Here is an 18,754-nt window from a genome sequence, read left to right as displayed (position 1 = left end):
TATATTGCTACATCTTTCAAGGTAAGCTATATACAGGTGGTTTATTTAAATATGCGATTCATTTTAATTATCTTTGGGATTGCATTTTGGTGCTTGGCTTAGCATTAATCTCTTGCAATATTTTTAGTTTATTTATCCCACTAGGCCTATTCTTAGTATTTGTTTTTGACTATATTCCAAAATCTGATGATTACTTACAAAACAAGTATGGGGAACAATTTACAGTGTATAAACAGAAAACAAAAAAACTAATACCGTTTATTTGGTAAATCAACTTCATAAATTATAAAAAGCGCAGGAGCTACATCCTGTGCTTTTCTATCGTAATTCAGCTGTTTTTCTAATAACAATCTTATCAATATCATCTTCTTCATCACCATTAAATAACCCGCGTTCTTTTAAATACGCCTCAAAATATAAATCTGCTTCTGCACGTTCATCATATGGTTTTACAGATAGAACGAAACCTAATTTGTTTTGTTCCTCTAAATGAGAAGTGGAGATGTAGGCCGGTACATTGTGGCGTAAAAAGAGTTCTTTAACCGGAATAATCATATCTTTCATTAATTTCGTTAACATACCCATTTCAAACTCGAAATTAAAGCGATCTATGCTACATAAATCAGCGAATACTACACCGATAAAACCTGTATTAAATACTTCTTGATATTCTACATCTTCGTCATTACCATAAAAATTCTTTTCGATTAAATAATTTATAAAGTAAGCAACACCGTCACTTTGTTCAAATGGTTTCGTTGAAAGAACAAAGCCGATTTTCTTTTGTTTATGTAAATACACACATGACATGTATGCTGAAATGTTATGTTCTTTAAATAGAGAACTTGTTGCCCCAGAGAGGCCATCAAGTACGTGATGAACAATTTGAAGTTTTTTACGAGCGAAATAATAGGATTTCTTTTGTAACTCCAATGTATCAATAAAGACAGAGCCGATAAAGCCTGTATTTGAAATGATAGGTGTTTGCTTTTTTCTTCCTCTGCGCTTTGCTTGAGCCATTGTAAAAATCATCCCTTCATGTACAATTAAAATAAAAAGAACGTTTGTTCGTATGTTTATATTTTACTATTAAAACGCTCTAAAGTAAAGGGTTTTTGACGAAAAAAACAACAAAAAAGACACCTGTAAAAGGTGCCTTAAACGCTGTAGGGAAGAGGGTTCATCCCAACTATTTATATTATGATACAGCAACGATCTCTTCTGCATCTTCTACATCTAAATGACAGTCCATAGTACGAACATCTTGATCTTCATGACTTCCGAAATAAATAGTAATTTTCATATGTATCGCTCCTTTATTCTAGGAATACCTAAAATAATTACTAGTAATGTTACTATTTATTATATACCACTTTTTTCATTCCGACAACGTTATATCATTTTTAATTCTTTTAGGGCAAAAAGAGTGATGTATAGAGATATTTTTATAGAAATAGATACATTTCTTATGTGTTATATTTAATACTGAAGAATTCGAAAACGAATTTTTATGAAAGGAGCAAAATGAATGAATTATAAACAGTTACTAATAGATAACTTCACATATAAAACCTCATATATTGCGCGGCAGTTACATGGAATGAATGTAAAAGAAACGAAGGATTACATTGCTGTCGACTGTGGTTTACCGGCAGATACATTTAATATCATTACTATACTAAACAATAATTTAACGGAAGGTATTGAGAAACTATATAAAGTGGTAAACAACTATAATCAAAAGAAATTTCCAATGAGTGTTTGGTTTTGGGATGATAGGCATGAGCAGACTATAAAAAGCGAATTAATAAAACTTGGCTTAAAAGAAGCAGAACAAAATATCGCGATGATAGCAGACTTAAAAACAATTCATCCAATAATAAACATGACAGAAGGTTTTACGATACAAAAAGCATCTTCTTCAGGACACATCAAAAAGTTTGGAGAAACGTTAGCTAATCTTTTTGGTACATCTGAGGAAGGTACACATGTACAAGCATTCTACAATGAAACTGCTTCTTTCGATTTATGGAATAGTAAACAAATGAAACTGTACTTAGGATTTTATAAAGAAGAAGTCGTATCGGTTGGTTCATTAGTATGTATAAAAGATAGTATTGGTATTTATGATATAGCAACGAAAGAAGAAATGAGAGGGCGAGGGTTTGGCTCTACTATGTTTAATTACTTGCTGCAAGAAGCAAAAGAATTAAAAGTTGCTCAATGCGTATTACAAGCTTCACCTGATGGCATTAATATTTATAAAAAGTCTGGTTTTCAATCTGTAGGACAAATGACTGTATTTGAAAATCGACATTTATTTGAATGAATTAACCTAGCCAAATTACTTTCATGTGGGAGTTAATACATCATTATGAAAAAGATATATATCGTTACAATCATTTGCACCTTTATAGTAATAGGTACTTTTGTTTTTCATAAAGCAAATGAACTTAAGTACACGAAAGCTATTGATCAATCAAATCATATAAAAAACATTGCACATAGAGGCGCTTCTGCGTATGCGCCGGAACATACAATATCAGCGTATAAATTAGGGCAACAATTGAGAGGAGATTATATAGAAATGGATCTCCAAATGACAAAAGACGGATATTTAGTAGCTATGCATGATGAAACAATAAACCGCACTACAAACGGTACGGGGCTAGTTAAGGAACATACATTAGAAGAAATAAAGCAACTAAATGTAGGTTCTTTTTTTAATGAAAAGCATCCAAGTTTAGCGAAGAAAGAATTTGAAGGTGCTAAAGTTCCAACACTAGAAGAAATTATTGAAACGTTTGGGCATAATGCTAATTATTACATTGAAACAAAATCGCCAGATGAATATCCTGGTATGGAAGAAAAGCTATTAGAAATTATAAAGCACTACGAAATAAGTGATAAAGTTATTATTCAATCATTTAGTGAAGTAAGTCTGCAAAAGATTCATAGTTTAGATGTTAATATACCTCTAGTACAATTACTACCTTACAAAAAGGCAGTTCAATTAACTGAATTAGAGATAAAAAAGTATAAAACGTACTGCATCGGTCTAGGTATGAACTACAAATATATTGATTCAGCTTATGTAAAAAAAATAAAGAAACACGGTTTAGAAGTTCATCCATTTACTGTAGATAATGAAACAGATATGAAAAAGCTACTTTTATGGGGCGTTGACGGGATGTTTACGAATTACCCAGATCGTTTACATTCATTATTACAACCTTAAACTATAATGGTGTAATTATCACTGAATCAATAATACAAGTACCAACAAGTATACAAAGATAGTTTGTCATCCAAATGGTAACATCATTGAATACATATAGCCGATATTGAAATGAAATCCGAAAAAGAATCCAATATTTTTATTGGATTCTTTTTATTTAGCTCTAAGTGACGAACTTAAAGCAATATGAATTTGAATTTGTTAATAAAATATTACATTGAGTATGATTTTTTGTAATTACCATCAGAAAGTAACGAAATTGTAATGAATTTTAACTACGCTTTTTATATTTTTTTGATACACTGGCTACGAGAGGAATACCAATTAATGTAGGTAAAAACCAAAACCATATAGGCGGCAATAAATTAATTATGGGAATATGAATACCGACGTTTACTAAAAGTGCGGTAACGGCACCAATATAAGAACCTAACATACCTCTAATATGGTGATGGAGCCAATTTTTCCAACGTTTTTTTCGTGCGAGGTATCCATATATCGCAAATGAATAAGATAAAATCGCTACATAAAATAAATATGCGATTTTATCCCAGTTTATAATGGATAATATAATTGCAGTAACGGTGATCACAACATAGGATGCATGATATATTTCACCCCATTCTGTATGTTTTCCTTTCTTCTTTTGAGCAACCATCGCTACAATACCGGTGATTAAGCATATTGCTCCAAATAATATGTGGATGGTTAAAAGAATGTGAAAAATGCTCATAATAATTCCTCCTTTTTTATTTTTATAGTATTGCAGTATAGGAGGAAAGTTGAAACGCATTGTTTATTCACCTTAATATTTTGAAATAAATGTACTCCTAACACAAATATAAACGGACAAATTTTTCTTGAACTTAGCGGAGACACGTATTACGTGAAAAGAAGGAGAGACTTCCATGTTTACATCTATTACATATTTACAATCTGGGAATGAGAAGCAACAAAAAGTGTATGATGTTTTGAATAAACTTAACATTATGGAGGATTTAATTTTGTATAGTCCGGTTCTTTGCGGGACAATTCCTATTAGAATTGATACTCTTCAATCTGACTTAGATATAGTAATGGAAGTACATAACTTTGATGTTTTTGAACAGGAAATGAGATCTTTATACGGTTCTTATAAAGGATTCAAAATAAAAAAGAAAAAAATTAAAACTACAGAATCGATAAAGGTAAATTTTGAATTTGAAGGTTTTAAATTTGAATTATTTGCTCAGCCTAAGCCAGTACGTAACCAAAATGCATATAGACATATGATAGTAGAGCACATGCTATTAATACAGCATCCCCATATAAGGGAAGAAATTCTTCGCTTAAAAGAGAACGGTTTAAAAACAGAACCTGCTTTTGCTCAAGTATTAAATATTGACGGAGATCCTTATGACGAACTTATTTTATTGGGACAGGAAATGAGATTGTGGTAAATACGATACACAAAAACTCCTCTATAGTTAAAAGAGGAGTTTTTGTTATGCCATGAGCTTACGGATTAATTCACTCAACAATTTAATTCCGCTAGTCATTTGCTCTGGAGAAACATATCCATATGATAAACGAATGTACCGATCTGATTCTTCTTCATATATACGTCCTGGGTTTAAAAGAATTCCTTTTGATAGCGCCTCTGAAAATAATTTCTTCATCGGAATGTTAGGTACAATCTTTAGCCATAAAAATAATCCACCACTAGGAATATCCCACGATGCAACATCTGCGCAGTACTTATTTAAAGCTCGTATCATGAATTGTCTTCGTTCTTTTAATTGAATTCTTACGTTTGCAACATGTTCTTCATAAAAACCTTTATTTATCCATTCAGCAGCAACTCTTTGAGATAAAGAGCTCGATCCATAGTCTGTTTGCATTTTTATATCTGACAATCTATCAATAACTGGTTCGGGTCCAATGATCCATCCAATTCTAAGTCCTGGGCTAAGTGTTTTAGAAAGACTACCAACATATAATACATGTCCATGTTTATCTATCGGCTTTAAAGGAGGTGGAGGTGGTTCATCAATCCATAACTCTCGGTAAATATCATCTTCAATTATAGGTAACTGTTCCTTTTCACATATTTTTATTATTTCTTTTCTTCGTTCTTGAGACATTAATGCCCCTGTTGGGTTTTGAAAACTAGGGATAGAATATAAAATGTTTTTCTTTTGACTGTATTTAATACGTTTTAATAATTCGTTAGGTAAAATACCGTGATTATCCATACATATACCAGATAGATTTATATTTGCTGATTGAAATACATGAAGTGAATATAAGTAAGAAGGTTGTTCAAGTAAAACGGTTGATTCTCTATGCAAAAGACCAATTGATATTAATTGGAGTGCTTGTAATGCACCAGAGACGATTAATATAGAACTGGCTGAAGTATGTATTCCGAATGATTTTACGTATTTACTAATTGCTTCACGTAACGGCAAAAAACCTTTTTGTTCTTCGTATCCAAAATAATCTATTTCGTCACTTACGCTTTTCATAATGGACTGCATAGTTTCTAGCGGGAAAATTTGAGGCGCAAGTTCACCTTTACTAAGATGGATAAGTTCTTTATTTGCTTCTGCTTCATTGATTTCTCGTACCATTAACTTGCTAGGTTTGTGAATACCAGCTTTTACATAGTCACTCCAATCAGGCGGGGGATTCGTCGCTAATAATGACCATGTATTATTTGTTACAATTGTTCCTGCTCCAATTTCCCCTTGAATCAATCCATCTGCCATAAGTTCATCTAGCGCAGTTATTACAGTACTTCGATTTACATGAAATAATTTGGCTAACTGCCGTTGACTAGGAATCTTACTTCCAATAGGCCATTCTCCATTTTCAATTTTTTCTTTCATAAAGTTTACTATCTGCCGATACTTAGGCAGTTTTTTATTAGTTGTCATAAAAAAACTCCCTCGTTCACTTTATAAATGCCAAGTGGTTGGTTTTTACGATAAATAACTGGTTGAAGACATTGTAACAACTATTAAATATGATGAAAAGAAATAATTGGTAATTATAAAGTGGTTGGTTTGAAGGGGGAGAAAAAACATGAATAATAAAAAATGGGACTTTCGGATTATTTGTGCTCATACTTTTACGATTTTAATATGGGGGACTGCCTTTCCAGCAATTCGCATGGGGCTCGAATCTTATACACCTGAGCACCTTACTTTACTACGTTTATTAATTGCTTCATTTATTCTTCTGTTGTTTTCTTTTATATACAAGTTACGACTGCCGGACTTAAAGGATATCCCAGCAATTTTTATATTTGGTGCTTTAGGATTTACTGTTTATCACATTGCATTAAACTACGGCGAAAAAACAGTAAATGCTGGATCTGCAAGTTTAATTGTTTCAGTCACACCTATAGTAACGGCTATTTTTGCATCTGTTTTTTTGAATGAAAAAATGAAATTAAATGGTTGGATCGGTGGTGTAATTAGTTTTATAGGAATTGCTTTCATATCATTTAGTCAAGGAGATGATATTCAATTGAATAGTGGAGGATTATTTATTTTATTAGCAGCGATTTCAGAAAGCTTATTTTTTGTTTTCCAAACTTCTTACTTGAAAAAGTATGGCTTCTTGCCATTTACTATATATACAATTTTATCTAGCACTGTATGTATGCTTATTTTCTCGCCGGGAGTGTATACAGAAATACTAGCAGCTCCTCTTGAAGTGAATATGAGTGTTATATATTTAGGTTTATTTCCAACAGTACTCCCATATATCGCATTGGCATATATCATATCTCATTCTGGTGCTGCTGAGGCAACAAGTTCTCTATATTTAACTCCAGTAACTGCATGTTTTATTGCTTGGTTATGGTTAGGTGAAGTACCGACTTTTGTTTCAATAATTGGCGGGGGAATTACTATACTTGGAGTTTTAATTACTCATATATCACTATCAAAAAAAGAAAAATATACAACTCTAGTAAATAATAAATCAATATAAACTCATTCCATAACCACTTTATTATACTTTCTTTTGTTGATAAATATAATATTTTGTATTTCAGTTAAATATTGTATGTTACATTTTATGTAGTAAGCATTTTAAAAGGAGATGACAACATAATGAATGGAAAAAGAAAAATTTTCACATGTATTTCTATTATAGGAATCGGACTAGCTAGTTTTTCTAATTCTAGTTTCGCAGCAAATGGAACGGACAATTCAGTACAAACTTCTATTCCCATAGTTAATCAACAAGTAGCTGCTGTAAAAGAAATGAAACCATTTCCCCAGCAAGTTAATTATGCAGGTGTTATAAAACCAAATCATGTTACACAGGAAAGTTTAAATGCTTCTGTAAGAAGTTACTACGATAATTGGAAAAAGAAATATTTGAAAAATGATTTATCTTCTTTACCTGGTGGTTATTACGTAAAAGGAGAGATTACGGGTGATGCTGATGGGTTTAAGCCACTTGGAACTTCAGAAGGTCAAGGGTATGGGATGATAATTACAGTATTAATGGCTGGTTATGATTCGAATGCTCAAAAAATCTATGACGGTTTATTTAAAACAGCAAGAACTTTTAAAAGTTCTCAAAATCCTAATTTAATGGGATGGGTTGTCGCAGATAGTAAAAAAGCACAAGGTCATTTTGATTCTGCTACTGATGGGGATTTAGATATTGCGTATTCTCTTCTTCTTGCTCATAAGCAGTGGGGATCAAATGGAACGGTTAATTATTTGAAAGAAGCACAAGACATGATTACAAAAGGTATTAAAGCTAGTAATGTTACAAATAATAATCGACTAAATTTGGGAGATTGGGATTCTAAAAATTCACTTGATACGAGACCATCTGATTGGATGATGTCACACCTTAGAGCATTTTATGAATTTACAGGTGATAAAACTTGGCTTACTGTTATTAATAATTTGTACGATGTTTATACGCAATTTAGTAATAAGTACTCTCAAAATACAGGACTTATTTCAGATTTCGTTGTAAAAACCCCACCATAACCCGCACCTAAAGACTTCTTAGATGAGTCAGAATATACAAATACATATTATTACAATGCTAGTCGGGTACCATTGAGAATTGTAATGGACTATGCGATGTACGGCGAGAAAAGAAGTAAAGTCATTTCTGATAAAGTCTCTTCATGGATTCAAAATAAAACGAATGGAAATCCTTCTAAAATTGTGGATGGTTATCAATTAAACGGATCCAATATTGGTAGTTATCCAACTGCTGTATTTGTTTCACCGTTTATTGCTGCAAGTACAACGAAAAGTGATAATCAAAAGTGGGTAAATAGTGGATGGGATTGGATGAAGAATAAGAAAGAAAGCTACTTTAGTGATAGTTATAATTTATTAACCATGCTATTTATTACAGGTAATTGGTGGAAACCAGTACCTGATGATAAGAAAATAGAAAACCTAATAAATGATGGAACTCAAAAAGGATACGATAAATAACAAGGTTTTCTTTTTAGTAAAAGGAATTAGCACTATGCTAGTTCCTTTTTAATATTTCGTGAAACAATACAGCTTTACACTTAAATCAAGAAAAATTTAATAAGATCATGTTGTAGGTTGTTGTCGGAAAAAGGAGAATATGTCACTCTGTTGAATATAAAAATACAACCTATTTATAAAGGAGCCTAAAATATTGAATGTCCAGTTAAAGGTTGTTACGAGAGAGAATTGGGAAGATGCCTTAAAGCTACAAGTTAAAGAAAATCAGACGAAATTTGTTCCATCTGTAGCAGTTTCACTTGCTAAAGTATATATAAAACCAGATGGAGACAATGTGGAGTACATACCATTTGCGATATACGACGGCAATCTAATGGTTGGTTTTATTATGCATGCTGTTGTAAGAGAAACAACTGATATGTATTGGATAAATGGATTTATTATCGATCAAAAGCAGCAAGGGAATGGTTATGGAAAAGCGGCATTACAAGAAAGTGTTTCTTTAATAAAAAATACATGTAAGGCGTGTAAAGAAATAAGATTAACAGTACATAAAGATAATGTCTTTGCAAAGAAACTATATGAACGTTACGGTTTTCAACCATTGGGACATGAATATGATGGTGAGCAAGTATATCGTTTGTTCGTTTAAGTATTACGAAGTAAAGATGTGAAATGAAAGATGCCATTAAATGACTGGGAGGAATAGCAGTTGAAAAATAAATTTCATCATATTGTACGAGCTGTTATGTTAAAGGATAATAAATTATTATTGGCTGAATATATTGGCCATCATTATTTTTTACCAGGTGGTCATGTTGAAGTTGGCGAGTCAGCTGAGAATGCATTAATAAGAGAACTACGAGAAGAACTCGGAGTAAATTGTAGTATAAAACAATTTTTAGGCGTCATAGAAAACCAATGGCAAGACCATGAAGTTCTTCATCATGAAATTAATCATATTTTTGAAGTAGATTCGCAAGAGTTACATATTGATTTCATACCAAAATCTAAAGAATCTCATTTAGCGTTTCACTGGATAGATTATAATCAAGAGGCTTTACATACGTATAAAATCATGCCAGTACCTTCAGTTAAAGAGTTACTAGAAAGGAAATTAAGCGATGAACGACTAAACTGTTGGATTAGCAATTTTTAAACACCTCTATTAATAGTAAATACGTCCCTGAAAGGAGATTAAGAAAATAGGCTGAAAAACAAGGTACATCACCTAGTGTAAGTTCATATTTTGTTGATGTACGCATTTAGTCTATAGCCTTATTTCTACTTTGTTTGCAAAAATATATAAACTTTAACATTGGGACGGAATTTATTTTTATAAATGGAGGGTTTCGTAATGAATCAGTTTCAACAAGAACTACAATCATTAAACCTTAATGATTATCAATCTGGTAATGTTGTGTATTGGGATCAACTACAACAAAATCAATATCAATATCCATACTATTACATTCAAGACGATGCACGTCGTTGCGGCGGATGCGGAGGATGTGGTGGTCGCTGTGGTGGATGTGGCGGCGGAAGATGTGGAGGATGTGGTGGTCGTTGTGTAGGCTGCGCTGGATGTTTCGGTTGTTTTAACTGCTGGAACTGGTGGATCATTTAAGTATAGAAAACTAACAATGGTGTACATGAAAGAAAGGTGTAAATACTATTTTATACTTTTCTTTCATGTTGTAATTTTTTATTCGTGTTAAGGGGGATTTATTTGTATACATACGATAAGTTAATTTCTTGGGTAGAAAATATAAAAGAAGAAAATCATAGTTCTGCTACAGCACTGTGTATAATAAAAGATAACAAAATCGTACTAGAGCATTATAGTGGCCATCATTCAAATACATCTATAAGTAAAAAAGTAACCGCATCTTCACAATTCAACGTTGCTTCTGCGAGAAAAAGTTATTTAGGTTTAATGGTAGCATTTGCGCTTTACGAGGGGAAAATAAACTCTATTGATGATGAAGCGATACAGTATCTTAAAGACTTTGATCCTGTATTACTTGGTAAAACAACAATAAGACATTTAGTAACCCATTCGCACGGTTTAGGAGAAACGCATGATGGGACAATTTTTCGTGAATTTGAACCTGGACAAGCATGGGCGTATAGAGATGTTAATGTCAGAATGATAACACGTCTTATTTATCAGCTATATAGCAAAAGTTTTCCTGAATTGTTAAAGGAGCGTGTATTTGATCTAGCTAACTTCAAAGAAACAGGTTGGAGAATTCAGGAAGATGAAAACTTAGTTAAAGTTGTTAATAATCCAAGTGAAGACGCGATTAGTGAAATTGGTACGGTAAATGATGGTACTGAAAAAAATCTATTTGTCTCAGCTAGAGAATTTGCTTATTGGGGCAATCTTCATTTAAATCAAGGTATGATAAACGGTAAACAAATTGTTCCAAAAGAAGTTATAAAAATTGCTACGAGTTTGCAAAGTCCAACATTTGCAAACAAAGAACTACCACAAAATGGGTTATTTTGGTTCGTTCAAAATGAACCTACGCTTTTAAGTGAACTTGGTGAACGAGTGCCGAAAGGAGCGTATCAAATATTAGGAATTACAGGACCGACTCTTTTAGTAATACCTGAATATAATGTAGTTGTTGCGAAAATGTATAATAAAAGGTATAACTACGGCGGTGATAATTATTTATATTATTTACGTGAATTTAGCAATTTAGTCGCTGATACATTTCGTAACGGTAATAGGGCATAATTACTCCTATAATGAAAAAGGAGTGAAAAAAATGAAAGATAAAATGAATAAAAATAAAAAACAAAATATAAAAGATATGAATACAGAACAAAATGCAATTTATAGCGATCCTAAAGATGCAGCTAATATGCAAACGGTACCGCAGCCGAAGGATTTTGATGAAATTGAATATTAATTTTTCGTTCATCCGACTATATGATGAATGAAAAATACATCTTAAGTCCCATCACATGATTGAAATCTTTTGGTATTCTATATACATAAGCATTTGAAAATGTCTTATCTTAACAAAGGTTTCTTTAAGTAAATCTAATATAACCTGCAGAAAGACACTTCATTATGGAGTGTCTTTTTGTGTACATGAATTCAATTTCCATTTTTCATTCAGTATCTTGCTTCTTATGATGGTTATACTAACTGTGAAAATTCATGTCATGATAAAAGAAGGGGACAGTTAGTATGAAACAAACTTCTATAAATCCGTTACTAATTGTTCTAGGTACAATCATTGTTCAAATTGGCCTTGGGACAATTTATACATGGAGTTTATTTAATCAACCCCTTGTTAGTAAGTTTGGATGGAACCTCAATTCCGTAGCGATAACTTTCTCCATAACAAGTTTTTCATTATCATTCTCAACCTTATTTGCAGGAAAGTTGCAGCAAAAATTAGGACTTCGTAAACTCATCGCTACTGCAGGGATTGTTTTGGGACTCGGTTTAATACTTAGTTCACAAGTTTCTTCCTTACCATTACTATATTTATTAGCTGGTGTCGTTGTTGGTTATGCAGATGGAACTGCTTATATTACATCACTATCTAATTTAATTAAATGGTTTCCAAATCGAAAAGGACTTATTTCTAGCATATCTGTTTCGGCATATGGAATGGGCAGCTTAATCTTTAGATATATAAACGGAAGTCTTATCGATAGTCTTGGTGTATCACAAGCATTTTTATATTGGGGTATCATCGTCTTGCTTTTAGTTTTAACCGGATCGTTCTTCTTACGTGAAGCAATCGTAAGTAACACTGTAACTGAATCATTAAACAATGACTATACGCCTCGTGAAATGATGCGAACGAAACAAGTATATCTTTTGTTTTTTATGCTATTCACATCGTGTATGGGCGGTCTATATTTAATCGGTATGGTAAAAGATATTGGGGTACAGCTCGTTGGACTTAGTGCAGCAACCGCCGCTAACGCCGTTGCAATGATTGCAATTTTTAATACGGTAGGTAGAATCGTTCTTGGAACGTTATCAGATAAAATTGGTCGAATGAAAATTGTTTCTGCAACGTTTATAATAATTGGATTGTCAGTCTTTACTTTAAGTTTCATTCCTCTAAATTACGGCATTTATTTCGCTTGTGTAGCAAGTGTTGCCTTTTGCTTTGGTGGTAATATCACAATCTTCCCAGCCATTGTTGGAGATTTCTTCGGATTAAAAAACCATAGTACAAATTACGGGATTGTATATCAAGGTTTCGGGTTTGGTGCACTTGCAGGAGCGTTCATTGGAGCGTTACTGGGTGGATTTCAACCGACCTTTATTATAATTGGTGTTTTAAGCGTTATTTCCTTCATTATTTCGATATTAATTCGTCCACCAAAAGCAGAAAACAAAAAAGAAACACGACATTTATATCGGAAAGTAGCTTAATTATAAAAAGAGTCCTTGTATAGGGCTCTTTTTATATTACAAAATAAGTGAAAATGATTTGAAAGGTAATAAAGTAATTTATTTCTTTAGCAACTAAGTAGCAGATTAGTAAAATATTCATATTGTTTTATAAAGGCACTGAAATCATGTTATAAACCTACATTAACCACCCTTGTTATTAGATATGCCATTCATTTGTACACCATTATTTTAATATAAAGGTAGTTGGCTTATATTGGTTACAACTATAATTTCTTCTTTTATCGCATTCACTTCAACAAATATTGATGACATTTTTATACTTCTTGTTTTATTTTCGCAAGTAAGGACAGGAGTAATTAAGAAAGAAGGTAGTACTGTCCGAGGGAAAACTAAAATGAAAGAACTTTATATTGTTATTGGACAATATTTTGGGTTTAGTTTAATTATTTTTCTAAGTATCATCGGTTCTTTAAGCTCTTTTTTCATTCCTGTTTCGTGGATCGGATTATTAGGATTCGTGCCAATTTATATGGGAGTGAAAGGACTATTGTCACTTCGTTCTTATAAAAGTAACGAAGTCATTGCTAACGCTTCTAGTTCAATATTTAAAGTAGCTTCAATTACATTAGCTAATGGAGCTGATAATATTTCGATTTATATACCAATGTTCGCTAGTCAAAATCTTAATGCCAATATTGTTACATTAGTAATCTTTTATTGCATGATAGCAATATGGTGTTTTATTAGCTACAAATTGATAAGAGCTCCTATTTTAGCTAAAGTACTTGAAAGAAATTGTCATATTATCGTTCCAGTCGTTCTAATTGGTTTAGGAATGTTCATTCTTATCCGCAGTAATACAATTGAATTATTGTACTAATATGTTGAAACTTAGATTAAAAAGAATCAGACGCCATAAAAAGCCGTACTACAGATAAAATGTAGTACGGCTTTTCTTTATTTTAGTGAAATGAAACAGTGCTCTACGACTATTAAGTTAGACAGGATATTACGATTATTAAATTGAATAGATACTTTAAAAGGAGTGTGCTACTTAAAATGAAAATAGTAAAACAATGGGTCCAAGAAGATAGTGATTACATAAGAGAAAAAGTAATTGAATATAACCAAAAACATATTTCGGATGAAGAGAAAAAGCCTTCAGAAAAAATTAGTTTTATAGTGAGAAATGAAAAGGAAGAAATTGTATGCGGAATAACTGCAATTACATTTTGGCACCACGTACATGTCGATTTCCTTTGGGTTTCTGAAGAGTATAGACACGAAGGCTACGGAAGCCAATTAATAAAGCTTATTGAAGAATTTGCAATTGAACAAGAGTGTAGGCTAATCAATTTAGATACTTTTAGCTTTCAGGCACCTGCGTTTTATAAAAAACATGGATATAAAGTGATTGGAGTAAGTGAAGATCATCCGAAAGGACATAATCATTACTATTTAGAAAAACGTTTATAAAGTGTAAATTGAATTAACATTAGTATTTTGAGTGAATTCATATTTAGAGGCACTTCTAAAGCAAAAAAAGATCGAAGTGGAATATTAGTTACGGGAAACTAATTATTTATAGCGAATATACCTAAAATAGGCATCTAAATATATGCATTCAGATGAAGGGGGGAAATGTTATGAATTCATTTGTAAATGATAGGTTTGATGAAACGAGAAAACATCTATTCGAGGAAATTATGATATTGGATGATGCTCAATTCAATAGTAAGCCAGACAAGAATAAATGGAGTATAGCACAAGTATGTCATCACTTAGTTTTATTGGATAAAATGGTCATAAAGGTTATTTCATCTGGCTTAAAAAAGATTGATAGTACCCTAAAAGAGCGTCGAGAAATCCGCTCTATATTACAAGATAGATCGCTAAAATTTATAGCTCCAGGAATGATTGAACCAAGTTTAGAACCATTTGAAGTGCAGAAAATAATCGATATGTTAAACGAATCGAGAAAAGAATTAATGCGTTTCCTAAGTACAATAGAAGATGAATCTATATTAACGATTAAATCAGTGATGCATCCAGCTCTTGGAGAATTACTTCTTGATCAGTGGATAGAACTGATCTATTTGCATGAACAGCGTCATATAGAACAAATCAAAGAGATAAAACTACTTTGTGAAATTGGGAAGTAAAAAATCTTTGGCTATTAACAAAAAATACGGGTCTCATATGTATACTTTTAAAATTGATCTAAAGAAACGTTAATTTGGAATCCGTTTGTTATATAAGTTTAACCTCGTCTCAAAATAGGAGCGGGGTTTTTACTAATTTAGGAGTTATTCTGGCATTTTCATTTAGTATTAATTTAATCAATTTTTATTCTAATACTTCGTGAACTTACTATTAAAACAAGTTAATGATAGAATGATAAATAGACAGAAAATTCCTTTTAGTAAAAACAGAGGAGGTACGTATGAAAAAAGTAAATGTTACATATGCACTTTTATACGATAAAACAAATGAAAAGATCTTAATGGTAAAAAATAAAGGAAAGAATGGTTCCTATTACACATTACCAGGTGGCGCAGTTAAATTTGAGGAAACGTTAGAAGAGGCAGTCATTCGAGAAGTGAAAGAAGAAACCGGTCTACATATAACTGTAAACGGGATTTGTTACATTAGTGAAGCTTTTTTCGAAGAGAGAGGACATCATGCAATATTCTTTAATTTTTTAGGTGAAATAATTGACGGGCAGGCAAATATAACAAGGCCAAAAGAAATTGAAGAAATTACCTGGATGGAATTACATAGAGCAGCACCGCATTTACGTATACCAGTACACTTATTAAATACATTACAAAGGAAAGAAACAGTACCTTACTTTTTTAACGGGACAATCGTTCATCAATCTTCATAACATTATCAATTCATGTAAGGCGGGGAAAAAATGGAGTTTATCGTTAATCATAAACATTTCACTCAAGCACTTTCAGAAGTAAATAAAGCTATATCTACCAAAGCTATAATCCCTATATTATCTGGCATAAAAATAACTGTAGATCAATCGGGAATTACTTTAATCGCAAGTGATTCAAATATTTTCATCGAAAAATTCATCCCTAGTTCCACTGAAGGCGACCAAATTACAACTATAGTAAAAGCAGGAACTATTGTAGTACCTGCAAAATATTTCATTGAAATTATAAAAAAAATGCCAAGCGATGTATCAATAAAAAGTACGAATGAGCAAATCATTACGATACAGTCAGAAGAAATCACATTAAACTTAAATGGACTTCCAGCATATGAGTTTCCGAATGTACCACTTATAGACGATCATGCAAAAATACAAGCAGAAACAGAACAATTGATTGAAGTATTTAAACAAACTGTCTTTGCAGTAGCTAAAAATGAATCTAGACCCGTTCTTACGGGAGTACATATCGAATTAGAACACAACAAATTAATTTGTGCTGCAACTGATTCACATAGACTTGCTATACGCGAAACGATAATTTCTACAGAGGTGAAAGCAAGTTGTATCGTACCAAGTGCAACTATTAGTGAACTGCTAAAATTAATGAATAGTAATTCAGAATTCGTATACATCTATCTTTCAGAAAGTCACATTATTTTTACATTCGGTACAACTACATTATATTCAAGATTAATTGAAGGAAAATATCCTAATATATCTAGTTTAATTCCAAATGAATTTCAAACAGTCATTAACGTAGATAGAAAAAGGATTTTACAAGGTGTAGATCGATCCAGCTTATTATCAAGTGAATGGGCAAATAACAATGTTAACTTAGAAATCATAGACGAATCCACAATTAAAATTTCTTCTAACGCTTCTCAGATTGGAAAAATATCCGAGACACAACAGATAGATGAGATTCAAGGTGAAAAACAATTAAATATATCTTTCGATGGACGATTTATGATGGATGCTTTAAAGGCGATAAAAGAAGAAACGGTTACTTTAAGTTTCAGCGGTTCTATGAGACCGATATTAATTGAAGCAGGGACACCATCTGCAGCAGTACATCTTATATCTCCAGTAAGAGCTTACTAATAACAAAGGAAGGAATCACATTATGTACAAGCACACTTTATGTTTTATAAAGAGAAATGAAGAGATACTTATGTTAAATAGAGAATATGACCCTGTAAAAGGATTATGGAACGGGGTAGGTGGAAAGATAGAAAAGGGAGAAACACCTTTAGAAAATGCGATTCGTGAAATAAAAGAAGAGACTAATATAGAAGTTACGCATGAACAAATTCAGTTTAAAGGTATTATTAAGTGGGAGGACTCATCTTACTCTGGTGGTATGTATGTTTATTTAGTAGAGCTACATAATGAATTTACATATCACACTCCAAAAAAAGTATCAGAAGGAATTTTAGATTGGAAAGAGATTTCTTGGATTCTAAGTGACTATAATTACGGCGTAGGAGAGATGATACCTAAATTTTTACCGGATTTATTCCACAATGAATTAATATTAGAGCACAATTTTGTTTTATCTAATCATAAATTAATAGATTATAGGAATGCGGAATTGATTAAGCAGGATAGTTCTATAGATAATATAGTTCAATTATAAAAAGAAGGAATTGTAATCTATAATACACAGCAAAATAATTATTACTCAAATGATTCGAAAAGTAGCTAAGGAGAAAATTCAAATGAGGATGAGTGTAATGAAGAAAATAATTATTTTACTCATAGCTGTAGTTTTAATTACTTTTGCTTTTTATCAATACAACAAAAAAGATAGCGTAGCTAAAAATGATAAAGTATATGTAGAAGACTTTAAAGGTAAAAATGATTCAAACAAAATACAATCTGCTATTAATAAAGCAGAATCAAGTACAATTAAAACAGTATTGCTTGAGGATAAGAAGTATAAAATCACGTCACCAATTATAGTGAAACAAGGTGTAAAGTTATTATTCGGTTATGGAACACAGTTTGTTGTTGAAGGTAATTTCAGAGTTCTAGAATTAGAAAAAAACGCTTCTATCGAAGGAGCCTATATAGCTGTAAACGATCCTACATTTAATTCTGAAGTTATATATTTAGACGGCAAAAATAAGTATTATAACACTTGGCACAAAACACAAATAAAAGATATAAATATTATTAATTGGACAGAAACAAATAAAGGTACTGGAATTTCTTTGTATTCTGGTGGGAAAGAAAATGAAATTTCATTTATTAACTTTGAAAATATAAAAGTTGTAGGAATGGAAACTGGGCTGAAATTAGTAGCAAAGAAACCGCAATCTGGTTATGCTTGGATAAATGCCAACCGTTTTATAAACTTCTCACTTGAAGATTGTGTAAATATGATTTATATGGATAGTAATGTAACTACACCAAATGAAATTAGCGGTAATCAATTTACAAATCTACAATTACAGCCATCAAGTAAAACGAAAAATATATTAAGAGTAAGTGGACAACATAACGAGTTCAATGGAATGGTGTGGGATTTACAGAAAATCAATCACGAAAACGAACTCATTGAACTAACTGATAAAAGTATGAATACGGTTATTAATATTACCTCTGTACAAACAAATAGAGTTTTAGATAGCGGTAAAGCAAATATAGTAAAATAAGGTTAAATACAGAAAAAGAGCGAATTCCTTATAATAGAGATCGCTCTTTTT

Annotated in this window: 20 protein-coding genes and 2 pseudogenes; 19 read left to right on the top strand and 3 right to left on the bottom strand. The window is 31.9% G+C overall.

Features of this window, described 5'->3' with window-relative positions:
• Positions 1–17 precede the first annotated feature (17 nt).
• Positions 18–269, top strand: a pseudogene (locus JDS99_RS01395) (methyltransferase family protein); the annotation flags it as partial.
• 49 nt (positions 270–318) lie between these two features.
• Here JDS99_RS01395 and JDS99_RS01390 read toward each other — a convergent pair.
• On the bottom strand, positions 319–1,032 hold the full coding sequence (locus tag JDS99_RS01390) for a hypothetical protein (protein ID WP_095205749.1): 714 nt from the start codon (positions 1,030–1,032) through the stop codon (positions 319–321).
• 496 nt (positions 1,033–1,528) lie between these two features.
• On the opposite strand from JDS99_RS01390, the gene JDS99_RS01385 reads away from it, so the two are divergent.
• Entirely contained in the window at positions 1,529–2,329 is an 801-nt protein-coding gene (locus tag JDS99_RS01385) for a GNAT family N-acetyltransferase (protein ID WP_199694297.1), read from the top strand.
• Positions 2,330–2,374: 45 nt separating this feature from the next.
• Entirely contained in the window at positions 2,375–3,238 is an 864-nt protein-coding gene (locus JDS99_RS01380) for a glycerophosphodiester phosphodiesterase (protein WP_199694296.1), read from the top strand.
• Between the two features lie 271 nt (positions 3,239–3,509).
• On the opposite strand, the gene JDS99_RS01375 is transcribed toward JDS99_RS01380, so the two are convergent.
• A complete protein-coding gene (locus JDS99_RS01375) occupies positions 3,510–3,971 on the bottom strand; it encodes a DUF2306 domain-containing protein (protein WP_199694294.1) in 462 nt (153 codons plus the stop codon).
• Between the two features lie 175 nt (positions 3,972–4,146).
• Here JDS99_RS01375 and JDS99_RS01370 point away from each other — a divergent pair, with 175 nt between their 5' ends.
• The gene (locus JDS99_RS01370; protein ID WP_060486812.1) at positions 4,147–4,677 is read left to right on the top strand and encodes a DUF4269 domain-containing protein; all 531 of its coding nucleotides are present in this window, start codon (positions 4,147–4,149) and stop codon (positions 4,675–4,677) included.
• A 45-nt stretch (positions 4,678–4,722) separates the two neighbouring features.
• Here the strand turns inward: JDS99_RS01370 and pdxR are convergent, their stop codons facing one another.
• Positions 4,723–6,156, bottom strand: coding sequence for a MocR-like pyridoxine biosynthesis transcription factor PdxR (gene pdxR / locus JDS99_RS01365; RefSeq protein WP_199694293.1), 1,434 nt, complete (start codon positions 6,154–6,156; stop codon positions 4,723–4,725).
• A 148-nt stretch (positions 6,157–6,304) separates the two neighbouring features.
• Here pdxR and JDS99_RS01360 point away from each other — a divergent pair, with 148 nt between their 5' ends.
• The 15 genes and pseudogenes from JDS99_RS01360 to JDS99_RS01290 all read left to right on the top strand — a co-directional run bounded on the left by JDS99_RS01360 (position 6,305) and on the right by JDS99_RS01290 (position 18,703).
• Positions 6,305–7,219 (top strand): DMT family transporter, encoded by a 915-nt coding sequence (locus JDS99_RS01360; RefSeq protein ID WP_199694292.1) that lies wholly within the window; start codon positions 6,305–6,307, stop codon positions 7,217–7,219.
• A 122-nt stretch (positions 7,220–7,341) separates the two neighbouring features.
• Positions 7,342–8,703 (top strand): annotated as a pseudogene (locus JDS99_RS01355) (glycosyl hydrolase family 8).
• 193 nt (positions 8,704–8,896) lie between these two features.
• Positions 8,897–9,355 (top strand): GNAT family N-acetyltransferase, encoded by a 459-nt coding sequence (locus tag JDS99_RS01350; RefSeq protein ID WP_088063617.1) that lies wholly within the window; start codon positions 8,897–8,899, stop codon positions 9,353–9,355.
• 60 nt (positions 9,356–9,415) lie between these two features.
• Positions 9,416–9,862, top strand: coding sequence for an NUDIX domain-containing protein (locus JDS99_RS01345; protein WP_097906963.1), 447 nt, complete (start codon positions 9,416–9,418; stop codon positions 9,860–9,862).
• Positions 9,863–10,060: 198 nt separating this feature from the next.
• Positions 10,061–10,330, top strand: a complete 270-nt coding sequence (locus JDS99_RS01340) for a heterocycloanthracin/sonorensin family bacteriocin (protein ID WP_199694291.1) — start codon at positions 10,061–10,063, stop codon at positions 10,328–10,330.
• A 102-nt stretch (positions 10,331–10,432) separates the two neighbouring features.
• Positions 10,433–11,449, top strand: a complete 1,017-nt coding sequence (locus JDS99_RS01335; protein ID WP_088063618.1) for a serine hydrolase domain-containing protein — start codon at positions 10,433–10,435, stop codon at positions 11,447–11,449.
• A gap of 31 nt (positions 11,450–11,480) precedes the next feature.
• Complete coding sequence (locus JDS99_RS01330) at positions 11,481–11,624, top strand: hypothetical protein (protein WP_087984441.1); 144 nt, start codon at positions 11,481–11,483, stop codon at positions 11,622–11,624.
• Between the two features lie 284 nt (positions 11,625–11,908).
• Positions 11,909–13,117, top strand: coding sequence for an L-lactate MFS transporter (locus tag JDS99_RS01325; protein WP_199694290.1), 1,209 nt, complete (start codon positions 11,909–11,911; stop codon positions 13,115–13,117).
• A gap of 235 nt (positions 13,118–13,352) precedes the next feature.
• Positions 13,353–13,979 (top strand): cadmium resistance transporter, encoded by a 627-nt coding sequence (locus JDS99_RS01320; RefSeq protein WP_097908367.1) that lies wholly within the window; start codon positions 13,353–13,355, stop codon positions 13,977–13,979.
• A 179-nt stretch (positions 13,980–14,158) separates the two neighbouring features.
• Positions 14,159–14,575 (top strand): GNAT family N-acetyltransferase, encoded by a 417-nt coding sequence (locus tag JDS99_RS01315; RefSeq protein ID WP_199694289.1) that lies wholly within the window; start codon positions 14,159–14,161, stop codon positions 14,573–14,575.
• Positions 14,576–14,745: 170 nt separating this feature from the next.
• Positions 14,746–15,261 carry a DinB family protein gene (locus JDS99_RS01310; protein ID WP_199694288.1) on the top strand — a complete coding sequence of 172 codons (516 nt, stop codon included), beginning with the start codon at positions 14,746–14,748 and terminating at the stop codon, positions 15,259–15,261.
• 281 nt (positions 15,262–15,542) lie between these two features.
• On the top strand, positions 15,543–15,986 hold the full coding sequence (locus tag JDS99_RS01305) for an NUDIX hydrolase (protein ID WP_097908370.1): 444 nt from the start codon (positions 15,543–15,545) through the stop codon (positions 15,984–15,986).
• A 30-nt stretch (positions 15,987–16,016) separates the two neighbouring features.
• A complete protein-coding gene (dnaN, locus tag JDS99_RS01300; RefSeq protein WP_060486798.1) occupies positions 16,017–17,147 on the top strand; it encodes a DNA polymerase III subunit beta in 1,131 nt (376 codons plus the stop codon).
• Positions 17,148–17,169: 22 nt separating this feature from the next.
• The gene (locus tag JDS99_RS01295) at positions 17,170–17,682 is read left to right on the top strand and encodes an NUDIX hydrolase (RefSeq protein ID WP_097908372.1); all 513 of its coding nucleotides are present in this window, start codon (positions 17,170–17,172) and stop codon (positions 17,680–17,682) included.
• Between the two features lie 82 nt (positions 17,683–17,764).
• The gene (locus tag JDS99_RS01290) at positions 17,765–18,703 is read left to right on the top strand and encodes a pectate lyase family protein (RefSeq protein WP_097908373.1); all 939 of its coding nucleotides are present in this window, start codon (positions 17,765–17,767) and stop codon (positions 18,701–18,703) included.
• Positions 18,704–18,754: the final 51 nt, after the last annotated feature.

It is taken from the genome of Bacillus cereus group sp. N6 (assembly GCF_016483705.1).
Taxonomy (GTDB): domain Bacteria; phylum Bacillota; class Bacilli; order Bacillales; family Bacillaceae_G; genus Bacillus_A; species Bacillus_A wiedmannii.
Note: the sequence above shows the minus strand (reverse complement) of the source record. Positions and strands in the feature narration are given on the sequence as shown.

What these genes read in the sequence shown, in the direction of transcription:
- JDS99_RS01305 (WP_097908370.1), top strand. Translation starts at nt 15,543, where the DNA reads ATGAAAAAAGTAAATGTTACATATGCACTTTTATACGATAAAACAAAT.
- pdxR (WP_199694293.1), bottom strand. Translation starts at nt 6,156, where the DNA reads ATGACAACTAATAAAAAACTGCCTAAGTATCGGCAGATAGTAAACTTT.
- JDS99_RS01360 (WP_199694292.1), top strand. Translation starts at nt 6,305, where the DNA reads ATGAATAATAAAAAATGGGACTTTCGGATTATTTGTGCTCATACTTTT.
- JDS99_RS01390 (WP_095205749.1), bottom strand. Translation starts at nt 1,032, where the DNA reads ATGATTTTTACAATGGCTCAAGCAAAGCGCAGAGGAAGAAAAAAGCAA.
- JDS99_RS01295 (WP_097908372.1), top strand. Translation starts at nt 17,170, where the DNA reads ATGTACAAGCACACTTTATGTTTTATAAAGAGAAATGAAGAGATACTT.
- JDS99_RS01290 (WP_097908373.1), top strand. Translation starts at nt 17,765, where the DNA reads ATGAGGATGAGTGTAATGAAGAAAATAATTATTTTACTCATAGCTGTA.
- JDS99_RS01330 (WP_087984441.1), top strand. Translation starts at nt 11,481, where the DNA reads ATGAAAGATAAAATGAATAAAAATAAAAAACAAAATATAAAAGATATG.
- JDS99_RS01385 (WP_199694297.1), top strand. Translation starts at nt 1,529, where the DNA reads ATGAATTATAAACAGTTACTAATAGATAACTTCACATATAAAACCTCA.
- JDS99_RS01370 (WP_060486812.1), top strand. Translation starts at nt 4,147, where the DNA reads ATGTTTACATCTATTACATATTTACAATCTGGGAATGAGAAGCAACAA.
- JDS99_RS01375 (WP_199694294.1), bottom strand. Translation starts at nt 3,971, where the DNA reads ATGAGCATTTTTCACATTCTTTTAACCATCCACATATTATTTGGAGCA.
- JDS99_RS01315 (WP_199694289.1), top strand. Translation starts at nt 14,159, where the DNA reads ATGAAAATAGTAAAACAATGGGTCCAAGAAGATAGTGATTACATAAGA.
- JDS99_RS01325 (WP_199694290.1), top strand. Translation starts at nt 11,909, where the DNA reads ATGAAACAAACTTCTATAAATCCGTTACTAATTGTTCTAGGTACAATC.
- JDS99_RS01380 (WP_199694296.1), top strand. Translation starts at nt 2,375, where the DNA reads ATGAAAAAGATATATATCGTTACAATCATTTGCACCTTTATAGTAATA.
- JDS99_RS01340 (WP_199694291.1), top strand. Translation starts at nt 10,061, where the DNA reads ATGAATCAGTTTCAACAAGAACTACAATCATTAAACCTTAATGATTAT.
- dnaN (WP_060486798.1), top strand. Translation starts at nt 16,017, where the DNA reads ATGGAGTTTATCGTTAATCATAAACATTTCACTCAAGCACTTTCAGAA.
- JDS99_RS01310 (WP_199694288.1), top strand. Translation starts at nt 14,746, where the DNA reads ATGAATTCATTTGTAAATGATAGGTTTGATGAAACGAGAAAACATCTA.